Below are 18,507 nucleotides of genomic sequence, written 5' to 3' on the forward strand. Positions count from 1 at the left end.
GTCTCACAGCCCCGCCAGCCGGGGGATCGCAAGGGCAGCCTCATGCCGCTCGACGAGCGCGGCGACCGAGGCCTCCCAGACATGGGTGAAGGAGGAGGGATAGAGCCCCATCCAGAGAGTGAGCAGGATCAGCGGCGCGAAGATCGCCAGTTCCCGCGGGGAAAGGTCGAGCAGCGCCTTCACCTCGGCCTTCGTCACCTTGGAGAAGATCACCCGGCGGTAGAGCCAGAGCATATACGCCGCGCCAAGGATCATCCCCATCGCCGCGCCAAGCGCCACCCAGCCATTGGACTTCCAGGCACCCGTGATCACGAGGAACTCGCCCGGGAAGCCCGCTGTGCCCGGAAGCGCCACGCTCGCCATGGTGAAGAGCATGAAGACGAGCGCGTAGGCCGGCATGATCTTCGCCACCCCGCCGTAGCGCGCGATTTCCCGCGAGTGAACGCGGTCGTACAGCACACCCACGCAGAGGAAGAGCGCGCCGGAGACCACGCCGTGCGACAGCATCTGGAAGATCGCGCCCGAGATGCCCTGCTGGTTGAAGGTGAAGAGCCCGATCGTCACGATCCCCATATGGGCGACCGAGGAATAGGCGATCAGCTTCTTCATGTCGTCCTGCGCGAAGGCCACGCAGCTCGTGTAGATCACCGCGATGACGCTGAGGGCGAACATCAGCGGCGCGAAATAGGCCGAGGCGTCCGGGAAGAGCGGGATGGAGAAGCGGAGGAAGCCGTAGCCCCCCATCTTCAGCAGCACGCCCGCCAGGATCACGGAGCCGGCCGTCGGCGCCTCGACGTGGGCGTCGGGCAGCCAAGTATGCACTGGCCACATCGGCACCTTCACCGCGAAGGAGGCGAAGAAGGCGAGGAACATCCAGTACTGCCAGCTCACCGGCACCGGATGCTGCATCAGCCCCGCGATGTCCGTCGTGCCCGCGTGATACCACAGGGCGAGGATCGCCAGCAGCATCAACACCGAGCCGAGCAGCGTATAGAGGAAGAATTTGAAGGCCGCGTAGACGCGCCGCTGCCCGCCCCAAACCCCGATGATGAGGAACATCGGGATCAGCACGCCCTCGAAGAAGACGTAGAAGATGATGAGGTCGAGCGCGCAGAACATGCCGACCATCATCGTCTCGAGGACGAGGAAGGCGATCATGTACTCCCGTACCCGGTTCTGCACCGCCTCCCACGAGGCAAGGATGCAGATCGGCGTCAGCAGCGTGGAGAGCAGGACGAAGAGCATCGAGATGCCGTCCACGCCCATGTGGTAGTTCACGCCGAACTCCGGCAGCCAGCTCACCTGCTCGACGAACTGCGCGTCGGGCGAGCGTGCGTCGAAGCGCGCCCAGAGGATGAGCGAGAGGCCGAAGACGATCAGGCTCGTCCACAGCGCCGTCCAGCGGGCATTCGAGGCGACGGTCGCCTCGTCCCCGCGGATGGCCAGGATCGCCACCACCCCCGCCAGCGGCAGGAAGGTGAGAAGGGAGAGCAGCGGGAAGCCGGCGGCGTTCATCGGGTGAAGCCCAGGAAGATGACGGAAACGAAGACGACGAGGCCGGCGATCATGGTGAAGGCGTAGTTGGCCACGCGCCCGGTCTGGAAACGAGCGACGCCGCGCGCGGCGTCGACCGTGACGGCCGCGACGCCGTTCGGCACGCCGTCGATGATCTTCGCGTCACCGGTCCGCCAGAGCACAGCGGCCAGGCGCCGGAAGGGCCGCACGAAGATCGCGTCGTACAGCTCGTCGAAGTACCACTTGTTCAGCAGGAAGCGGTGGACGGCCGGAAAGGTCTCGGCCAGCCGCACCGGCAGCCCGGGTGCGAACATGTAGAACAGGTAGGCGAGCGCGATGCCGGCGATAGCGATCACCGTCGGCGCCAGAGGCACCCAGCCGGGCACCTCGTGCATCGCGTGCATGATGTGGTTGTGCTCGCCGTTGAAGATGGCGCCGTTCCAGAACTCACGCTCGTGGTGGCCGATGAAGAGGTCCGAGAAGGCCGCACCGGTGAAGAGCGCGCCCAGGGCCAGCACCAGCAGCGGGATTAGCATCACCGCGGGGCTCTCATGCACGTGCTCCATGGTGTGGTGATCGGCGCGCGGGCGGCCGTGGAAGGTCAGGATCAGCAGGCGCCAGGAGTAGAAGGCGGTCAGAAAGGCCGCGATCAGCCCCATGGCGAAGGCGTAAATGCCGGCGCCGGTGTGGGCCGCGAAGGCGCTCTCCAGGATCGCGTCCTTCGAATAGTAACCCGCGAAGAAGGGGATGCCGGCCAGGGCGAGGCTGCCGATCCACATCACGGCATAGGTGACGGGGATCTTCGTCCAGATGCCGCCCATCTTACGGATGTCCTGCTCGTCCGACATCGCGTGAATCACGGAGCCGGCGGATAGGAACAGCAGCGCCTTGAAGAAGGCGTGGGTGAAGAGGTGGAACACCGCCACCTGGTAGGCGCCCACCCCGATCGCGAAGAACATGTAGCCGAGCTGCGAACAGGTCGAGTAGGCGATGATCCGCTTGATGTCGTTCTGCACGCAGCCGATCGTCGCCGCGAAGAAGGCGGTGGAGGCGCCGACGATCGTGACGAGCGTGAGCGCATTCGGCGCATACTCGAAGATCGGCGACATGCGCGCCAGCAGGAACACCCCCGCCGTCACCATCGTCGCCGCGTGGATGAGGGCGGAGACCGGGGTCGGGCCCTCCATCGCGTCCGGCAGCCAGGTGTGCAGGCCGAGCTGCGCGGACTTGCCGCAGGCTCCCAGGAACAGCAGCACCGAGATCACCTCGAGCGCCGGCATTCCCGCAAAGGTGGCCGAGCGCATCTCCTCCACCCGGCCGAAGATGTCGCCGAAGTTCAGGGCCCCGAAGGTCCAGAAGGTCAGCGCCATGCCGAGCATGAAGAAGAGGTCGCCAACGCGGTTCACGATGAAGGCCTTCATCGCCGCCCGGTTCGCGCTCTCGCGGTCGTACCAGTAGCCGATCAGCAGGTAGCTCGCGAGGCCGACGCCCTCCCAGCCGAAGAAGAGCTGCACGAGGTTGTCCGCCGTCACCAGCATCAGCATGGCGAAGGTGAAGAGGCCGAGATAGGCGAAGAAGCGCGGCGGCGTCGCGTCATGCGACATGTAGCCGACGCTGTAGAGGTGGATGAAGGTGGAGATGAAGGTCACCATCCCCACCATCATCGCGCTCAGCGTATCGTAGCGGAGCGCCCAGTCGACGCTCAGACCGCCCACGTCGATCCATTCGGAGATCGTGATGGTGCGGGGCGCGGAGTGCAGCCCCACCTCGACGAAGGCCGAGACGCCGCAGATGGCGGCCAGCACCATGCAGCCGACCGAGACCCACATAGACAGGCGGTCGCCCAGCCAGCGGCCGAAAAAGCCCGCGAGCGTCGCGCCCAGCAGGGGGAAGAAGACGGCACCGACGAACATGGCGCCCTAACCCTTCAGGGTGGACACGTCTTCCACCTCGATGCTGCCGGTGTTGCGGAAGTAGATGACGAGGACCGCCAGCCCGATCGCCGCCTCGGCGGCCGCGACGGTCAGGATGAACATGGCGAAGATCTGCCCCGTCAGGTCACCCAACTGGGAGGAGAAGGCCACCAGGTTGAGGTTCACCGAGAGAAGGATCAGCTCCACCGACATCAGGATGACGATGATGTTCTTCCGGTTCAGGAAGATGCCGAAGATGCCCAGCACGAAGAGGATCGCGCCGACCGTGAGATAGTGGCCGAGGCCGATATCGAGCATCAGTGGTGCCCCCCGTGACCATGGCCGTGATCGTCGTCATGCGCGATGACCTTCGGCTTCTCCTCCGGCACCGGCGGGCGAAGGATGCCCAGCGCCCCGATGGAGGCCCCGACCGGCACCTTCGCCATGTCGAGCTGCGTGCGCCGCGTCACCTGCGCCTCGATGTTCTGGCGCTTGCTCTGCACGCGGTCCCGATGCGTCAGCACGATGGCGCCGATCATCGAGACCAGCAGCACCAGCCCCGCGCCCTGGAAGAGGAAAACGTAGTCCGTATAGAGCACCCGGCCGATGGCCACCGTGTTCTGCACGTCCGCCGGCATGGCGTTCAGCCGAAGCTCCGGCGCCTGCCCGCTCGACTGCCAGGCGCCGAGCACGAAGACCAGCTCCAGGAACAGGATGCCGCCGATCACCGCCCCGATCGGCGCGTAGCGCTGGAAGCCCTGCCTGAGTCGCACGAAGTCGATGTCGAGCATCATGACGACGAACAGGAACAGCACCGCGACCGCGCCCACGTAGACGATGACCAGGATCATCGCCAGGAACTCGGCGCCCGCGATCAGGAACAGGGCGGCGGCGTTGAAGAAGGCCAGGATCAGGTACAGCACGCTGTGCACCGGGTTCCGGCTGGTGACCACCATCACGGCGCTGGCGATCAGCACCGCGGCGAAGGCGTAGAAGGCGAGTCCAGCGATCATCGGAAGGGGGCATCCGCCTTCAGGCGGGCCGCGAGCACCGGCTCCCAGCGATCGCCGTTATCGAGCAGCTTCTCCTTGTTATAGAGCAGCTCCTCGCGGGTCTCGGTCGCGAACTCAAGATTCGGGCCGAGGACGATCGCATCCACCGGGCAGGCCTCCTCGCAGAGCCCGCAGTAGATGCACTTGGTCATGTCGAGGTCGTAGCGGGTCGTGCGGCGGGAGGCGTCCTCGCGCGGCTCGGCCTCGATGGTGATGCAGACGGCCGGGCAGACCGCCTCGCAGAGCTTGCAGGCAATGCAGCGCTCCTCCCCGTTGGGGTAGCGGCGCAGCGCGTGCTCCCCCCGGAAGCGCGGGCTCAGCGGAGAGCGCTCGGAGGGGTAGTTGATGGTGGCCTTCGGCTTGAAGAAGGCACGCAGCGTCAGCCCCATGCCGGAGATGATCTCCGTCAGAAGGAGGCTGCGCGCGATACGGTCGAGCGTCGCCATTCAGCGGACCTTTCGCGGGCGCAGGTTGCGCCGAAGTGTCGAACTCATGTCGGAAGCCAGCCCGCGACCTTCAGCACGCCGGCCGTGATCACCAGCCAGATAAGGCTGATCGGAAGGAAGACCTTCCAGCCGAGCCGCATGAGCTGGTCGTAGCGGTAGCGCGGGAAGGTCGCGCGGACCCAGACGAAGACAAAGAGGCAGAAGCAGACCTTCAGGATGAACCAGACAGGCCCGGGCACGAGGTTCAACGGCGCCACATCGAAGGGCGGCAGCCACCCCCCGAGGAAGAGGATGGTGGTGAGCGAGGACATGAGGATCATGTTCGCGTACTCACCGAGGAAGAAGAGGGCGAAGGTCATCGCGGAGTATTCCACGAAGAACCCCGCCACCAGCTCGGATTCACCCTCGGGCAGGTCGAAGGGCGCCCGGTTTGTCTCCGCCAGCGTCGAGATGAAGAAGATGACGAACATCGGGAAGAGCGGGATGAAGAACCACACCGTCTTCTGCGCCAGCACGACGTCCGTCAGGTTCAGCGAACCCACGCAGAGCAGCACGGTGACGATCACGAAGCCCATCGAAACTTCGTAGGACACCATCTGCGCCGCCGAGCGGAGCGCGCCGAGGAAGGCGTATTTCGAGTTCGACGCCCATCCCGCAATGATGATGCCGTACACGCCGAGCGACGAGATCGCGAAGAGGTAGAGCACGCCGACATTGATGTCGGCCACCGCCCAGCCCTCGTTCACGGGGATCACCGCCCAGGCGATCATCGCGAGCGAGAAGGTGAGCATTGGCGCCATGATGAAGAGCACCCGGCTCGCGCCCGCCGGCACGATCGTCTCCTTCATCAGCATCTTGCCGGCATCGGCGAAGGGCTGCAGCAGCCCGAAGAAGCCGACCACGTTCGGCCCCTTCCGCAGCTGCATCGCGCCCAGGATCTTGCGCTCCGCCCAGGTGAGGTAGGCGACGAAGATCAGCAGCGGCACCAGCAGCGCCAGCGCCTGGGCCAGCGTCAGCGACAGCACCCCGATAGGAGAGTTGAGGAAATCGGTCATCACTCGGCCGCCATCGCGGGGGTTGGCGCATGGGTGCGCGCGCATTCCGCCATCACGTCGCTCGCCCGGCCCATGACATCGGCCTGGTAGTAGTTCGTGATGAAGGGCACGAAGGGCTCGCTCCCGACCGCCCCGGCATCGCCGGCGGGCGTGGCGGAAACGGCGGCCGGCGGCGCCAGCTCGTCGATGCGCTCGAAGACCGGGTTTGCCCCGACCAGCCGCGAGCGAACCGCGAAGAGATCGTCATAGGGCAGCGGATGCCCGAGCAGCTCGCTCGCCGCGCGGATGATCCGCCAGTCCTCACGCGCCTCGCCCGGCGGGAAGACGCCGCGGCGGCCACGCTGCACCCGGCCCTCCGTGCTCACATAGGTGCCGTCCTTCTCCAGGTAGGTCGCGCCCGGAAGAATGATGTCCGCGCGGCTCGCCATGCGGTCCCCGTGATGCCCCTGGTAGATCACGAAGGTGCCCGGCGCGATCAGCGCGGGATCGAAGGCATCAGCACCCAGCAGCCAGAGCGCATCCACCCCGCCGCCGAGCATCGCGCCCAGGTCCTTGCCCCCCTGCCCCGGCAGGAAGCCGAGATCGAGCGCCGCGACCTGCCCGCCCTGCGTGTGCAGCAGGTTGAAGCCGTTCCAGTCCTCGCGCACCGCGTTCAGCGACCCGGCCAGGCTCCAGGCGGCCGCCAGCACCGCCGCACCGTCCGGCCGCGCCAGCGCCCCGCGCCCGAGGATGATCATCGGCCGCTTGGCGTTGCGCAGAACCTCGCCGAAGGCGCCGCCGAGCACCTCGGTGATGGCCGCCGGCCCTTCGCCCAGATACTGCACAGGATAGGTGAGGTCCGCCCGCGGCCCGATCACCGCGACCGGCATGCGGTTGTTCATTACCTTGCGCCGAATGCGCGAGTTCAGCACCGGCGCCTCAAGCCGCGGGTTGCTGCCGATGATGATAACCGCATCCGCCACATCGATCCCGGTGATCCCGGAATTGAACAGGTAGAAGGCGCGGTTCGACCCATCCAGCGCCGCCCCGTCCTCGCGGCAGTCGAGGTTGGGGGAGCCGAGCGACCCCATCAGGTCCTTCAGCGCCACGATGCTTTCGGCATCGGCCAGCCCGCCGGCCACGGCACCGATGCGCTCGCCCGGCAGGCCCTTCAGCTTCGCGGCGATCGCCCCGAAAGCCTCCGGCCAGCTCGCCGCGCGCAGCTTGCCGCTCTCCCGGATCCAGGGACGGTCCAGCCGGCGCTTCTTGAGGGCGTCGAAGGAGAAGCGGCCGCGATCGGCCATCCACTCCTCGTTCACCTCCTCATGCACGCGCGGCAGGATGCGCAGCACGTCCGGCCCGCGCGCATCCACGCGGATATTCGTGCCCATGGCGTCCAGCACGTCGATGCTATCTGTCTTCGCCAGCTCCCAGGGCCGGGTCATGAAGGCGTAGGGGCGGCTGGTCAGCGCGCCGACCGGGCAGATGTCGATCAGGTTGCCCGACAGCTCGGAGGACAGCGCCTTCTCGACATAGGTCGTGATCTCCATCGCCTCGCCGCGGCCGACCGCGCCGAGCTCCGGCACGCCGGCCACCTCGGTCGCGAAGCGGACGCAGCGCGTGCACTGGATGCAGCGCGTCATAATGGTCTTGATCAGCGGGCCGAGATACTTGTCGGTCACCGAACGCTTGTTTTCGTGGTAGCGGCTGCTGTCGCCGCCATACGCCATCGCCTGGTCCTGCAGGTCGCACTCGCCGCCCTGGTCGCAGATCGGGCAGTCCAGCGGGTGGTTGATCAGCAGGAACTCCATCACGCCCCGCCGCGCGTTGCGCACGGTCGGGCTGTCCGTGATGATCTTCATGCCGTCCATCACCGGGAAGGCGCAGGAGGCGACGGGCTTCGGCGCCTTCTCCACTTCCACCAGGCACATCCGGCAATTGCCGGCGATCGACAGGCGCTCGTGGTAGCAGAAGCGCGGGATCTCCGCGCCGGCCAGCTCGGCGGCCTGGAGAGCCGTGGCGCCCAGCGGCACCTCGATCTCCTTGCCGTCCACTGTGACCTTGATGAGCTTCACCTCGCTCATGGCTCCTACTCCGCCGCCATCGGCATGACCGGTGCGGCAACTCGCGCCTTATAGGCCGCAATGCGTTCTTCCATCATCGGGCGGTAGTGGCGGATGAGGCCCTGCACCGGCCAGACGCCACCATCGGCAAGGGCGCAGATCGTGTGCCCCTCGATGCGCTTCGTCACATCCTCCAGCACCGAGATCTCATCGATCTCCGCCCGGCCCTCGACCATCCGGTCCATCACCCGGCTCACCCAGCCCATGCCCTCGCGGCAGGGCGTGCACTGGCCGCAGCTCTCGTGCTTGTAGAACTTTGAAAGGCGCGCGATCGCGCGGATCAGGTCTGTGGACTTGTCCATCACGATCACCCCCGCCGTGCCCAGGCCCGACTTGTGCTCGCGCAACGCGTCGAAATCCATCAGCACGTCGTCGCAGATGTGCTTCGGCAGCAGCGGCGTGGAGGACCCACCGGGAATGACGCAGAGCAGGTTGTCCCAGCCCCCGCGCACGCCACCCGCATGGCGCTCGATGAGCTCCCGCAGCGGGATGCTCATCTCCTCCTCCACGTTGCAGGGCTTGTTCACGTGGCCCTGAATGCAGAAAATCTTCGTACCCGAATTCTTCGGCCGCCCGAAGCCCGCGAACCAGCTCGCCCCGCGCCGCAGGATCTCCGGCACCACCGCGATCGTCTCGACGTTGTTCACCGTGGAGGGGCAGCCATACAGCCCCACCGCCGCCGGGAAAGGCGGCTTGAGCCGCGGCATGCCCTTCTTGCCCTCGAGAGACTCGATGAGCGCCGTCTCCTCGCCGCAGATATAGGCACCGGCGCCGCGGTGGACGTAGAGGTCGAAGTCGTACCCGGTGCCCGCCGCGTTCTTCCCGAGCAGCCCCGCCGAGTAGGCCTCGTCGATCGCGGCCTGCAGGATGAGGTGCTCGTTGTAGTACTCGCCGCGCACGTAGATGTAGCCGGCCGAGGCGTTCATCGCGACGGCTGCCATCAGGCAGCCCTCGACCAGCGTATGCGGGTCGTGGCGGATGATGTCACGGTCCTTGCAGGTGCCCGGCTCGGACTCGTCGCAGTTCACGACGAGGTAGGAGGGCCGCCCGTCCGGGTTGGACTTGGGCATGAAGGACCACTTCAACCCCGTCGGGAAGCCCGCGCCGCCACGGCCGCGAAGGCCGGACTGCTTCACCTCCTCGATGATCCAGTCCCGGCCCTTGGCGATGATCTCCGCCGTGCGGTCCCAATTCCCGCGCTTCTGCGCCGCCTGCAGCCCCCAGTGCTGGGTGCCGTAGAGGTTCGTGAAGATGCGGTCCTTATCCTGAAGAGCCATGGTCAGTCCCCTCCCGGGACGTCGAGCAGCGTCAGCGGGCCACCCTCCGGCGCGCTCGTCTGGCGCCCAATGGTGCTGCCCGGCGCCGGGCGCTCGCCGCGGCGCAGCGCCTCGATCAGCTGGACCGTGCGGTCGTAATCCAGGTCCTCGTAGTAGTCGTCGTCCACCTGCAGGATGGGCGCGTTCACGCAGGCGCCGAGGCATTCCACCTCGGTCATCGTGAACAGCCCGTCCTCGCTCGTGTGGCCGTAGCCCTGGACCTTCGCCGCGTCCTTGCAGGCCTGGAACACGTCGTCCGAGCCGCGCAGCATGCAGGGCGTCGTCCCGCAGACCTGGAGGTGAAACCGGCCGATCGGCTTCGTGTTGAACATGAAGTAGAAGGTCGCAACCTCGTAGACGCGGATCGGCGCCATGCCGAGCCGCTCACCCACGCGATCCATCGCGATGCGCGGCACCCAGGCGGAGCCCGTCTGGCGACCCATCTGCTTCTGCACGACATAGAGCAGCGGGATCACGCCGGAGGCCTTCTTGCTCTCCGGATAGCGCGCAAGGATCTTCGCGATCTGCGCCTCGCTCTCCGCGTCGAACTCGAAGCTGTCCGGCTCGGCGCGGCTGTTGCGCCAGTTCGGGTCGAGGTGATCGGTCGCAGCTTCGGTCATCGGTCGATCTCCCCGAAAACAATATCAAGGCTGCCGATCACCGCGACCGCGTCCGCCAGCATATGCCCCTTGGAGAGCACCTCCATGGCCTGGAGATGCGCGAAGCCCGGTGCCCGGATCTTGCAGCGGTAGGGCCGGTTGGTCCCGTTGGCGACGAGGTAGACGCCGAACTCCCCCTTCGGTGCCTCGACCGCCGTGTAGGTCGCGCCCTCCGGCACGTGGTAGCCCTCGGTGTAGAGCTTGAAGTGATGGATCAGCGCCTCCATCGAGCGCTTCATCTCGCCGCGCTTCGGCCCGACGATCTTCCGGTCCTCCACCTTCACCGGACCCTCCGGCATCTGGTCGAGGCACTGGTGAATGATCTTCAGGCTCTCCCGCATCTCCGCCATGCGGACGAGATAGCGGTCGTAGCAGTCGCCGTGGCGCCCGACCGGGATCTCGAAATCCATCCGGTCGTACATGTCATAGGGCTGCTGCCGGCGAAGGTCCCAGGCGAGGCCCGAAGCGCGCAGGCAGGGGCCGGAGAAGCCCCACTCCATCGCCTGCTCGGCCGTCATCACCCCGATATCGACGGTGCGCTGCTTGAAGATGCGGTTGTCCGTCAGCAGCCCGGCGAGCTCGTCGATGAACTTCGGGAACTGATCGCACCAAGCGCGGATACGGTCCGTCAGCCCCGGCGGCAGGTCCTTCGCCACGCCACCCGGGCGGAAGTAGTTCGCGTGGTAATGGCTGCCCGAAACCTGCTCGTAGAACTCAAGCAGCGTCTCGCGCTGCTCGAAGCCCCAGAGGGAGGGCGTAATGGCGCCGCAGTCGAGCGCGTAGGTCGTGATGTTCAGCAGGTGGTTCGCGATGCGCGTGATCTCGGCGAACATCGTGCGGATGTACTTGCCGCGCTCCGGCGCCTCGATGCCGAGCAGTCGCTCCTGCGCCAGCGCGAAGACGTGCTCCATGCACATCGGCGAGACGTAGTCGAGCCGGTCGAAATACGGCATCGCCTGGATGTAGGTCTTGTACTCGATCAGCTTCTCGGTGCCGCGATGCAGCAGGCCGATATGCGGATCGGCACGCTCCACCACCTCGCCCTTCATCTCCAGGATGAGGCGAAGCACGCCGTGCGCCGCCGGGTGCTGCGGGCCGAAGTTGATCGTGTGGCTGTCCACCTCGACGCGGCGCGTCTCGGCGGCCGTCTCGGGCGCCGCCGCGCCGAGCGGCATGGAATCGGCGGTCGTCAGGCTCATGGCTGCTTCTCCGCGGTCCCATCCTCAACCTGGGGCTTGTCGAGCAGCGAGGTCTCGGAGGGCGCGATGCGGTTCAGATGGACCTTCTCGTCACCCGGAAGCGTCGTCATCGCCTCCCAGGGAGAGAGGAAGTCGAAATTGCGGAAATCCTGCTGGAGCTTCACCGGCTCGTAGACCACCTCGCGCCGCTCCGCGTCGTAGCGGACCTCGACATGACCGGTCAGCGGGAAGTCCTTGCGGAGCGGATGACCCTTGAAGCCGTAATCCGTGAGGATCCGGCGCAGGTCCTCCTGCCCCTCGAAGGCGATGCCGTACATGTCCCAGGCCTCGCGCTCGAACCAGGTGGCCGTCGGCCAGATGGCGGAGACGCTCGGCACCGCGTGATCGGCATCCGTCGTGGCCAGCACGCGAATCCGGTGGTTATGTGTGAGCGAGAGGAGGTTCCACACCACCTCGAACCGCTCCTCGCGCTCCGGGTAGTCCACGCCGCAGATGTCCATGCACTGCTCGAAGGCGAAGCGCGGGTCGGTGCGCAGCACCGTCATCACGTTCCGCACCTGGTCGCGGTGAATGCGGATCGCGAGCTCGTTGCCCCGGGCAATGTTCGCCTCGAGCAGCACGCCCGCCGGCAGGGTTTCGGCAATGGCGGTGCCGAGCGCGGAGAGGTCAGCCACGAAGGATCGTCCCCGTCCTGCGGATCTTCTTCTGGAGCTGCATGATCCCGTAGACCAGCGCCTCCGCCGTCGGCGGGCAGCCCGGCACATAGACATCGACCGGCACGATCCGGTCGCAGCCGCGCACCACGCTGTAGCTCCAGTGGTAGTACCCGCCGCCATTGGCGCAGGACCCCATGGAGATCACCCAGCGCGGCTCGCTCATCTGGTCGTAGACCTTGCGCAGCGCGGGGGCCATCTTGTTGGTCAGCGTGCCGGCCACGATCATCACGTCGGACTGCCGCGGTGACCCCCGCGGAATCACGCCGAAGCGGTCGAGGTCGTAGCGCGCCATGTAGGCGTGGATCATTGGCACGGCACAGCAGGCCAGGCCGAAGGTCATCGGCCAGAGGCTGCCCGTGCGGGCCCAGTTCACCACCTTGTCCAGGTTGGCGACGACGAAGCCCTTCTCCTCGACCTCGTCAGTCACGCCGCGCAGGACGGCGTCCTGCTCGGGGCCGGGCGGCAGGGCTTTGCCGTTCCAGGCAATCGGGGTGGTGTTCGCCCCGCTGATGTTCGTCTGTTCGCCGACGCCGCTCATCGCATCGCCCTCCGCACGTCACCGCGCGTCATGTTCTTGCGCGCCAGGCCCCGGATGGGCCGGCGCGTCTCGCCGCACAGCCGCGCGCGGCTCGTCTCTCCGCGCGCTGCCGCGCGGCTCATTCCCAGTCCAGCGCGCCCTTGCGCCACTCGTATACGAAGCCGACCGTCAGCAGGCCGAGGAAGCCCATCATCGAGAGGAAGCCCACCCAACCGATCCCGCCCAGGGACACGGCCCAGGGAAACAGGAAGGCCACCTCCAGGTCGAAGATGATGAACAGGATCGCCACGAGATAGAATCGCACGTCAAATCGGCGCCGCGTGTCGTCGAAGGGCTCGAATCCGCACTCGTAGGTCGAGAGCTTCTCGGAGTCCGGCTTCTGCCGCGCCGCGAGGACAGAACCCCCGACCATGGCAATGCTGATCGCCGCGGCAATGGCGAGGAAGATCAGGATGGGGAAGTAGTTGGCCAGCAGCGGCTGGGTCATCGTGCCCTCAGTGCTTTCCGGGACCCGGCTCCCCTGGAGTCACCGGATACGCCCATGGGCGCTGAGGCGATGCCGCAGCGCAACGCACGCTACATATAGGCCCCCGTTCCCTTCCGCCATAGGGCTGCGGCCGGGCTGTTGCAGATTAAACGCAGCTTAATCAACGATTGCGAGCGGTTCGCAACATCATCCTCTGCCCGCACAGGGCCGGAAAAACGAAACGCCGCCCGGTGAGGGGCGGCGCTTCGATTTCGTCGCGTGGCGCGAGTGACGGGGCTCGAACCCGCGACCTCCGGCGTGACAGGCCGGCGCTCTAACCAACTGAGCTACACCCGCTCGCGTCGTGAGGGGCCGTTTATGGGGTCTGGCAGGGCCTGTCAACCCGACCCGGACGCCGTAAGGCAGAATGGGCGCTGAGGGATTCGAACCCCCGGCATCCTCGGTGTAAACGAGGCGCTCTACCGCTGAGCTAAGCGCCCACAAGCCCGCGAACACAGCCTAGCCGAGCCTTGCCCGCCACGCCACGGCCCTGGACAAAGGAAAGAGGCGCCAGCTCCCGCCGACGCCCCTCCCCGCCTCTTAGCGCCGCAGGATCAGTGCGGCAGCAACGCCGTCGCCGCCGGGTCGCCGGCCGCCGGCTTGGAGGGCGTGACCTCCTCCGGCTCGATCCAGTCGATCGGCTCCGGCCGGCGCACCAGGGCCTCAGCGATCACCTCGTCCACGTGGGAGACGGGGATGACCTTCAGCACCTTGGTCACGCTCTCCGGGATATCGGCCAGATCCTTCTCGTTCTCCTTCGGGATGAAGACGGTGCCGACGCCGGCCCGCAGGGCCGCCAGCAGCTTCTCCTTCAACCCGCCGATCGGCAGCACCCGCCCGCGCAGCGTGATCTCGCCGGTCATCGCCACATCCTTGCGGACCGGAATGCCCGTCAGGATCGAAACGATGCTCGTCGCCATCGCAATGCCCGCGGAAGGCCCGTCCTTCGGAGTCGCACCCTCGGGCACGTGGACGTGGATGTCCCGCTTCTCGAAGATGTTCGGCTTGATCCCGAAGCTGGTCGCCCGGCTGCGGACATAGGACACCGCCGCCGAGACGCTCTCCTGCATGACATCGCCGAGCTTGCCCGTGTGCTTCACGGCGCCCTTGCCGGGCAGCAGCACCGACTCGATCGTCAGGATCTCGCCGCCAACCTCGGTCCAGGCGAGGCCGGTGACGGCGCCCACCATGTCCTCGGCCTCGGCCTCGCCGTAACGGAACTTCCGCACGCCCGCGTACTTGCCAAGGTTCTCCGCGGTGATCTCGACCTGCGTCGCCTTGCCTGAGACGATCTCGCGCACGGCCTTGCGCGCAAGACCACCGATCTCCCGCTCAAGGTTACGAACGCCGGCCTCGCGCGTGTAGTAGCGCACCAGGTCGCGAACGGCCTCGTCCGTCACGCTCCACTCGCCCGCCTTCAGCCCGTTCGCCTCGGAAACCTTGGCGATCAGATGCCGCCGCGCGATGCCGATCTTCTCATCCTCGGTGTAGCCGGGGATGCGGATGATCTCCATGCGGTCCAGCAACGGCTGGGGCATCTTCAGCGAGTTGGCGGTCGTGATGAACATCACGTCCGACAGGTCGTAGTCCACCTCGAGGTAGTGGTCGTTGAAGGTGCCGTTCTGCTCAGGGTCCAGCACCTCCAACAGGGCCGAGGACGGGTCCCCGCGCCAGTCGGCGCCGAGCTTGTCGATCTCGTCCAGCAGGAAGAGCGGGTTGGAGCTCTTAGCCTTCTTCATGCCCTGGATGACCTTGCCGGGCATGGAGCCGATATAGGTCCGCCGGTGGCCGCGCACCTCCGCCTCGTCGCGCACGCCGCCGAGCGACATCCGGACGAAGTTGCGGTTCACCGCCTTGGCGATCGACTTGCCGAGCGAGGTCTTGCCCACGCCCGGAGGCCCGACGAGGCACAGGATGGGCCCGCGGATCTTCTGGCTGCGCGACTGCACCGCCAGGTACTCGATGATCCGCTCCTTCACCTTCTCCAGGCCGAAGTGGTCGGCGTCGAGCACCTTCTGCGCCGCCTCCAGGTCGATCCGCACCTTCGTGCGCTTCTTCCAGGGGATGGTCAGCATCCAATCGAGGTAGTTGCGAACGACCGTCGCCTCGGCCGACATCGGCGACATGCCGCGCAGCTTCTTCAGCTCGCCCATAGCCTTGTCGCGCGCCTCGGGGGAGAGCTTGGTGGCCTTGATCTTGGCCTCCAGCTCCGCGACCTCGTCCTTGCCCTCCTCGCCCTCGCCCAGCTCCTTCTGGATCGCCTTCATCTGCTCGTTCAGGTAGTACTCGCGCTGGGTCTTCTCCATCTGCCGCTTCACGCGGTTCCGGATGCGCTTCTCGACCTGAAGGACGCCGATCTCGCTCTCCATATGGGCGAAGACGCGCTCGAGCCGGGCGGGCACGCCCACCGTCTCCAGCAGCTCCTGCTTCTCGGCGATCTTGAGATTGAGGTGGGCCGCCACCGTGTCGGCGAGCTTCGCCGGCTCCTCGATCTGGTTGATCGAGACGAGGACCTCGGGCGCGATCTTCTTGTTGAGCTTGATGTAGCCCTCAAACTGGCTGACCACCGAGCGGCTGAGCGCCTCGACCTCGCGCGGCTCGGTGGCCGCCTCCTCAATGGTCTCGGCGAAAGCCTCGAAATGGGTGCCGGTCTCCTTCCAGCCCGCAACGCGGGCACGCCGCCCGCCTTCGACGAGCACCTTCACGGTGCCATCCGGCAACTTCAGGAGCTGAAGCACGGTGGAGACGGTGCCGACATCGAAGAGGTCACCGGCGCCAGGATCGTCCTGGGAGGCATTGCGCTGAGCCAGCAGCAGGATCTGCTTGTCCTCCCGCATCACTGTTTCCAGCGCGCGGACGGACTTCTCTCGACCCACGAAAAGCGGGACGATCATATGTGGAAAAACAACGATATCGCGGAGAGGAAGGACGGGCAGGGCCTCGCCCTTGATCAGCTCCACATCGGAATCCGCCATCGGGACCTCACTTGGACAGTCGGCGCGGGACCGCCCCAAACAGGCACGGCCCCTTGCCACGGGGGAATGCCCTATGTGGTACCGGGGCGCCTTCCGCACAACAGTGGGACGGCGCCCCGGTCAAAAGGGACCTTGCAAGAAGGATGCCCCTGAAAAGGAAGAGCCGCCCCGAAGGACGGCCAACCCGGCTCAGGCGCTAGTCTGCTCCGCCGCCCGTTCACCATAGATGAACAGCGGCTGCGCCCGGGTCTCGGCAACCTCCTTGTTGACCACGACCTCCTCGACTTCCTCCAGGCCCGGCAGCTCGAACATGGTGGAGAGCAGGATGCCCTCCATGATCGAGCGGAGCCCGCGGGCGCCGGTCTTGCGCTGGATGGCGCGGGTCGCAACCGACTTCAGCGCGTCCTCGGTGAAGGTGAGCTTCGTCCCCTCCATCTCGAACAGCCGCTGGTACTGCTTCAGCAGGGCGTTCTTCGGCTTTGTCAGGATCTCGATGAGAGCCTTCTCGTCGAGGTCCTCAAGGGTCGCGATCACCGGCAGGCGGCCAATGAACTCGGGGATCAGGCCGAACTTAAGCAGATCCTCGGGCTCCACCTCGCGGAGGATCGCCCCGGCCCGGCGCTCGTCGGGACCACGGACCTCGGCGCCGAAGCCGATTCCCGAGCCCTTGCCCTTAGCCGCGATGATCTTCTCGAGCCCGGCGAAGGCGCCGCCCACGATGAAGAGGATGTTGGAGGTATCCACCTGCAGGAACTCCTGCTGGGGATGCTTCCGGCCACCCTGGGGCGGCACGGAGGCGACCGTGCCCTCCATGATCTTCAGCAGCGCCTGCTGGACGCCCTCGCCCGAGACGTCCCGGGTGATCGAGGGATTGTCCGACTTGCGGGAGATCTTATCGACCTCGTCGATATAGACGATGCCGCGCTGCGCCCGCTCGACGTTGTAGTCCGCGGCCTGGAGCAGCTTGAGGATGATGTTCTCGACATCCTCACCCACGTATCCGGCCTCGGTCAGCGTGGTCGCGTCGGCCATGGTGAAGGGCACATCAAGGATACGGGCCAGAGTCTGGGCCAGCAGCGTCTTGCCCGAGCCGGTGGGGCCAACGAGCATGATGTTGCTCTTGGCGATCTCCACCTCACCGGTCTTGGCGCCATGCGCCAGCCGCTTGTAGTGGTTGTGCACGGCCACCGAGAGCACCTTCTTGGCGTGCTCCTGCCCGATGACATAGTCATCGAGGACCTTGCAGATCTCCTTGGGCGTCGGAACCCCGTCGCGGGACTTCACGAGGTGCGTCTTATGCTCCTCGCGGATGATGTCCATGCACAGCTCGACGCACTCATCGCAGATGAACACGGTCGGGCCCGCGATGAGCTTGCGCACCTCGTGCTGCGACTTGCCGCAGAACGAGCAATACAGGGTATTCTTGGAATCGGCGGACTTGCTCATGCGCGCTCCTCGCCCCCGGGCCGGCCATGCGGCGCAACAAAGGCGTCAAGAAAGCAAGATAACCCCGCCTCCCCCTTGGGGGAAGCGAGGGACGAAATCGTGAAGGACACGCCTCCCGACCGGCCGGTGCCTGCCCTAGGCCCGGGCCGAAGCCCGGAAATGCCTGAGCCGGGCGGCACGGGCGGAAGCCTGTCCATCAGGGGCGCGGCGGCTCCACCGCGGGGGTTGCCACGTTGGCGCCCGCCGGCAGCTTCACCACCACCTGATCGATCAGCCCAAACTGCTGGGCCTCCTCGGCGGACATATAGCTGTCGCGCTCGAGCTTCTTCTCGATCTCCTCGATCGGCTGCCCGGTGTGGTGAACGTAGATCTGGTTCAGCCGCTGGCGCAGGCTGAGGATCTCGCGCGCCTGGATCTCGATGTCCGTTGCCTGACCCTGGGCGCCGCCGGAGGGCTGGTGCACCATGATCCGGCTATTCGGCAGAGCGAAGCGCTTCCCCTTCTCGCCGGCGGTCAGCAGCAGCGAGCCCATGGAGGCCGCCATGCCGAGGCAGACCGTCGAGACGGGGCTGCGGATGTACTGCATCGTGTCGTACATCGCGAGGCCGGCCGAGACGACGCCGCCCGGGCTGTTGATGTAGAAGGCGATGTCCTTGTTCGGGTTCTCGCTCTCCAAGAAGAGGAGCTGCGCGCAGATCAGCGACGACATCTGGTCGTAAACCTGACCCGTCAGGAAGATGATCCGCTCCTTCAGCAGGCGCGAATAGATATCAAAGGCGCGCTCCCCGCGGGCGGTCTGCTCGACCACCATGGGAACGAGGGAGTTGTTGTACAGCTCCACCGGATCGCGATCGACGAATACTGAGCGAGTCATCGTTTGTCCTTCCCCACCGGCGAGGAGGCGCGTCCCCGATGGCACCGCCCGGAGAGACGCCCGGCCAGGCCGCGGCATCCGCCCGGCCCATCCTGCCGGCAATCTTCCACCCCAAGATGGGGCAAGCCGCCCCCCCGCGAAAGGGGGGCGGCCGGGATTCAGCAGGCCTCTATCA

The 18,507-nt window shown here is 66.4% G+C and carries 16 protein-coding genes and 2 tRNA genes; all 18 read right to left on the reverse strand.

Going from position 1 to position 18,507, the window contains the following annotated elements; translation table 11 throughout:
- Nucleotides 1-3 precede the first annotated feature (3 nt).
- Entirely contained in the window at nucleotides 4-1,515 is a 1,512-nt protein-coding gene (locus tag D9599_RS22465; RefSeq protein ID WP_198383542.1) for an NADH-quinone oxidoreductase subunit M, read from the reverse strand.
- Nucleotides 1,512-3,428, reverse strand: coding sequence for an NADH-quinone oxidoreductase subunit L (gene nuoL / locus D9599_RS22470; RefSeq protein ID WP_198383543.1), 1,917 nt, complete (start codon nucleotides 3,426-3,428; stop codon nucleotides 1,512-1,514). The genes D9599_RS22465 and nuoL overlap by 4 nt, the downstream gene beginning before the upstream one ends.
- 6 nt (nucleotides 3,429-3,434) lie before the next feature.
- The gene (gene nuoK, locus D9599_RS22475) at nucleotides 3,435-3,746 is read right to left on the reverse strand and encodes an NADH-quinone oxidoreductase subunit NuoK (RefSeq protein WP_043831248.1); all 312 of its coding nucleotides are present in this window, start codon (nucleotides 3,744-3,746) and stop codon (nucleotides 3,435-3,437) included.
- Complete coding sequence (locus D9599_RS22480) at nucleotides 3,746-4,441, reverse strand: NADH-quinone oxidoreductase subunit J (RefSeq protein ID WP_198383544.1); 696 nt, start codon at nucleotides 4,439-4,441, stop codon at nucleotides 3,746-3,748. The genes nuoK and D9599_RS22480 overlap by 1 nt, the downstream gene beginning before the upstream one ends.
- Nucleotides 4,438-4,926, reverse strand: a complete 489-nt coding sequence (gene nuoI / locus D9599_RS22485; RefSeq protein ID WP_198383545.1) for an NADH-quinone oxidoreductase subunit NuoI — start codon at nucleotides 4,924-4,926, stop codon at nucleotides 4,438-4,440. Before nuoI ends, D9599_RS22480 begins: the two co-directional genes overlap by 4 nt.
- Before the next feature lie 44 nt (nucleotides 4,927-4,970).
- Nucleotides 4,971-5,981 (reverse strand): NADH-quinone oxidoreductase subunit NuoH, encoded by a 1,011-nt coding sequence (nuoH, locus tag D9599_RS22490; RefSeq protein WP_043831495.1) that lies wholly within the window; start codon nucleotides 5,979-5,981, stop codon nucleotides 4,971-4,973.
- Nucleotides 5,981-8,044 carry an NADH-quinone oxidoreductase subunit NuoG gene (gene nuoG, locus D9599_RS22495; RefSeq protein ID WP_198383546.1) on the reverse strand — a complete coding sequence of 688 codons (2,064 nt, stop codon included), beginning with the start codon at nucleotides 8,042-8,044 and terminating at the stop codon, nucleotides 5,981-5,983. Before nuoG ends, nuoH begins: the two co-directional genes overlap by 1 nt.
- A gap of 5 nt (nucleotides 8,045-8,049) precedes the next feature.
- Nucleotides 8,050-9,360 carry an NADH-quinone oxidoreductase subunit NuoF gene (gene nuoF / locus D9599_RS22500; protein WP_198383547.1) on the reverse strand — a complete coding sequence of 437 codons (1,311 nt, stop codon included), beginning with the start codon at nucleotides 9,358-9,360 and terminating at the stop codon, nucleotides 8,050-8,052.
- Between the two features lie 2 nt (nucleotides 9,361-9,362).
- Nucleotides 9,363-10,019 carry an NAD(P)H-dependent oxidoreductase subunit E gene (locus tag D9599_RS22505; RefSeq protein ID WP_198383548.1) on the reverse strand — a complete coding sequence of 219 codons (657 nt, stop codon included), beginning with the start codon at nucleotides 10,017-10,019 and terminating at the stop codon, nucleotides 9,363-9,365.
- The gene (locus D9599_RS22510) at nucleotides 10,016-11,233 is read right to left on the reverse strand and encodes an NADH-quinone oxidoreductase subunit D (RefSeq protein WP_232480793.1); all 1,218 of its coding nucleotides are present in this window, start codon (nucleotides 11,231-11,233) and stop codon (nucleotides 10,016-10,018) included. The genes D9599_RS22505 and D9599_RS22510 overlap by 4 nt, the downstream gene beginning before the upstream one ends.
- 20 nt (nucleotides 11,234-11,253) lie before the next feature.
- Nucleotides 11,254-11,931 (reverse strand): NADH-quinone oxidoreductase subunit C, encoded by a 678-nt coding sequence (locus D9599_RS22515; protein WP_309228687.1) that lies wholly within the window; start codon nucleotides 11,929-11,931, stop codon nucleotides 11,254-11,256.
- Nucleotides 11,924-12,511, reverse strand: a complete 588-nt coding sequence (locus tag D9599_RS22520) for an NADH-quinone oxidoreductase subunit B family protein (protein WP_198383550.1) — start codon at nucleotides 12,509-12,511, stop codon at nucleotides 11,924-11,926. Before D9599_RS22520 ends, D9599_RS22515 begins: the two co-directional genes overlap by 8 nt.
- A 118-nt stretch (nucleotides 12,512-12,629) precedes the next feature.
- Nucleotides 12,630-12,998, reverse strand: coding sequence for an NADH-quinone oxidoreductase subunit A (locus D9599_RS22525; RefSeq protein ID WP_043831262.1), 369 nt, complete (start codon nucleotides 12,996-12,998; stop codon nucleotides 12,630-12,632).
- 259 nt (nucleotides 12,999-13,257) lie between these two features.
- Nucleotides 13,258-13,334: transfer RNA gene (locus D9599_RS22530), tRNA-Asp, on the reverse strand.
- 71 nt (nucleotides 13,335-13,405) lie between these two features.
- Nucleotides 13,406-13,477 (reverse strand) — tRNA-Val (locus tag D9599_RS22535).
- A 114-nt stretch (nucleotides 13,478-13,591) separates the two neighbouring features.
- Complete coding sequence (lon, locus tag D9599_RS22540; RefSeq protein ID WP_198383551.1) at nucleotides 13,592-16,012, reverse strand: endopeptidase La; 2,421 nt, start codon at nucleotides 16,010-16,012, stop codon at nucleotides 13,592-13,594.
- Between the two features lie 189 nt (nucleotides 16,013-16,201).
- Complete coding sequence (gene clpX / locus D9599_RS22545; RefSeq protein WP_043831265.1) at nucleotides 16,202-17,458, reverse strand: ATP-dependent Clp protease ATP-binding subunit ClpX; 1,257 nt, start codon at nucleotides 17,456-17,458, stop codon at nucleotides 16,202-16,204.
- Between the two features lie 196 nt (nucleotides 17,459-17,654).
- Nucleotides 17,655-18,332: an ATP-dependent Clp endopeptidase proteolytic subunit ClpP gene (gene clpP / locus D9599_RS22550; RefSeq protein WP_043831266.1), complete on the reverse strand. Its 678-nt coding sequence runs from the start codon at nucleotides 18,330-18,332 to the stop codon at nucleotides 17,655-17,657.
- Between the last annotated feature and the right edge of the window lie 175 nt (nucleotides 18,333-18,507).

Source organism: Roseomonas sp. KE2513 (assembly GCF_016107305.1).
Lineage (GTDB): Bacteria > Pseudomonadota > Alphaproteobacteria > Acetobacterales > Acetobacteraceae > Roseomonas.